Genomic DNA, 2,388 nt, shown 5'->3' on the forward strand with positions numbered 1-2,388 from the left:
TTTCAAGAGATGGCAAAGAAATTTTCCAATCTCCTCCTGACTCCTGACTCCTGACTCCTGACTCCTATGCCCTCACGGAAAGACTTTCTCAGCAACCCCTAAATAAGTAAAGCTTACATGATTAAATACAGGTTTTATTTTGTACTGAATACACCGATATACGATATATAATACAAAAGTTTAAGTATTACAACTATTTACGCTTAAAAGCATCCATTACTCAACCCAAAAAATTATTATGTCTATTTTTGTGCAAACCCTGAAACAGCAAGGTCTTTTTGAACAAGTGTGGATTAGATTCTCTAGCTGTAGTTAATAATATCCGCCCTTATCTCAACAAATAAATTTAAATTCGTAGTGAGGACTTTAGTCCTCATGCTCCTAGCTTTGAGCGATAAATCGCTCACTACGAACCGCACTCCAGCATAATGTAATCAAAATCATGTAACACTAATAACTGCTTTTGCAACAGGTAAAAAACCTTCACTTTCTCTATAGGTTGCGCTGTTAGATGATCAAAAGGTTTTATTGATTATGTGTATATGTTGCAGAAAATATACATAAATTACTCAAATTCAGGCGGCCATAGTTCTGATACAGCCAATTCCCAACCAGGAAGTAATTCTGGTATAGTCAGAATATCCCCATTTTCCAATACCATTGTTGCTTGATTAAATCGGTAAACTGTTACAGTCAACTTATCAGGGTCAATTAAAATACCCACTGTAGCACCCAGTTGTAAAAATAACTGTATTTTCTCTTCTAAAGGTTTAATTCTGTCTGATTTAGACTTGATTTCTACTACTAAATCAGGTACTAAGTCTAAAAAGTCCCGTTTACTTTTTTTCAATCTTTCCGCTTTCACAAAAGATACATCTGGTGCGCGGAGGTTTCTTTTTTCTGAGTTATTATCTATACTTGGCAAAATAAAACCAGCACTAGAACCTGTGACTCTTCCCAGTTTACGAGATAGCACCCACATATTCAAAAAGGTCAGTAACCGACCTCCTATTTCTTCAGACTCGTAATCTGATGGACCCATAATTACTATATTCCCCTCTACCAACTCCATTTGCCATTCTGGATGTTCGGTTTGTAACTGTTCTAAATCAGCAATAGTCAGAGACATAATACACCAGAAAACTCTTCTTTATTTATAGCAGAAGTCAGTAGAGGTAAAGCATCGCTCAACCCTTACATAATACAAAACCTAAACTTCCTGTTGACATCTGCCAATTAAATCTGTATCTTCAAAGTATATACATTCAGTCCAGTTGTTTAAAGGCGGAACTTTAACAGTCGATATAGAGTATGACTACAATTGTCGCCAAATGGGGAAACAGTTTAGCTATTCGCATTCCCAAATCTATAGCTGAACAAGTGCAATTAACCGAAGGAGTAGCAATAAACTTGACTCTGGAAGGTAACAGTATTGTGATTACACCACAAAAGAGAAAAAAATATACACTTGATGAGTTGCTGGAGGGTATGACTCCTGATAAATTTCATCCTGAATTTGAAACTGGAAACGCTGTGGGGAATGAAGATTGGTAGTTTCTTATTTTCCCAACAGAGGAGATATTATTAAACTAGAATTTGGCAATAAGCAGCGGTTGACTGCTGATTCTATTAGGCGTGCATTGACTCTACAAGCATCAGGAATGTCTTTTGATGATATTGCTAACATCTTAAATGAGGAAATACAACAACAAGGACGTGAACAAATTGGTTATCGTCCAGTTTTGGTGATATCTCCAATTAAATATAATCAAATGGCTTCTTTAATTCTAGCTTGTCCCATAACTAGCAACCGAAAAGGGCTGAGTTTTGAAGTTCCACTGGTTGAGGGAATGCAAACAAAAGGAGTCGTTTTAGCTGACCAAATTAAAACATTAGATTGGAGAGCTAGAAAAGTCAAATTTGTAGAAAGTGTGCCACAGGATTTAATAGAAGAAGTACAAGCTAGGCTGGAAACTTTAATTTTATAGTGTAATTTTATAGTTTGAACCATCAGACCCCCGACTTCTTTTTTGATCTTGTCTACAAATTAGGACTTACGCAAGATTGAACTCAAAACTTGATTCTTGTTTAGGGGTAATTCATGAATTACCCCTACTTCCGTTCTATGCTGCGTAAGTCCTGAAATCATAAATTAGGGGTTGCTGAGAAAGTCTTTTCATGAGGGCATAGGAGTCAGGAGTCGTAGGGGCGAAGTAGGGGCGAAGCATTCGGAAAATAACCTGTGATAAAAATTGATAATTTATCGCCCGAATGCTTCGCCCTTACAGGAAAATAACCTGTGATAAAAATTGATAATTTATCGCCCGAATGCTTCGCCCTTACAGGAAAATAACCTGTGATAAAAATTGATAATTTATCGCCCGAATG

At 36.6% G+C, this 2,388-nt stretch carries 4 protein-coding genes; 2 read left to right on the forward strand and 2 right to left on the reverse strand.

The features are described 5' to 3' along the window. Positions 1-565 precede the first annotated feature (565 nt). On the reverse strand, positions 566-1,129 hold the full coding sequence (locus H6F47_RS27170) for a Uma2 family endonuclease (protein ID WP_190651847.1): 564 nt from the start codon (positions 1,127-1,129) through the stop codon (positions 566-568). Between the two features lie 182 nt (positions 1,130-1,311). Between H6F47_RS27170 and H6F47_RS27175 the strand changes: the two genes are divergently transcribed. Both H6F47_RS27175 and H6F47_RS27180 read left to right on the forward strand, forming a co-directional pair. Then, positions 1,312-1,554 carry an AbrB/MazE/SpoVT family DNA-binding domain-containing protein gene (locus H6F47_RS27175; RefSeq protein ID WP_096565304.1) on the forward strand — a complete coding sequence of 81 codons (243 nt, stop codon included), beginning with the start codon at positions 1,312-1,314 and terminating at the stop codon, positions 1,552-1,554. Continuing rightward, on the forward strand, positions 1,548-1,988 hold the full coding sequence (locus H6F47_RS27180; protein ID WP_096565306.1) for a type II toxin-antitoxin system PemK/MazF family toxin: 441 nt from the start codon (positions 1,548-1,550) through the stop codon (positions 1,986-1,988). The genes H6F47_RS27175 and H6F47_RS27180 overlap by 7 nt, the downstream gene beginning before the upstream one ends. Positions 1,989-2,193: 205 nt before the next feature. On the opposite strand, the gene H6F47_RS27185 is transcribed toward H6F47_RS27180, so the two are convergent. Continuing rightward, positions 2,194-2,388 (reverse strand): hypothetical protein (locus tag H6F47_RS27185; protein ID WP_190651849.1); only part of this gene is annotated, 195 nt, incomplete at its 5' end.

Origin of the sequence: Sphaerospermopsis sp. FACHB-1094 (assembly GCF_014696195.1) — a bacterium.
Classification (GTDB): domain Bacteria; phylum Cyanobacteriota; class Cyanobacteriia; order Cyanobacteriales; family Nostocaceae; genus Sphaerospermopsis; species Sphaerospermopsis kisseleviana.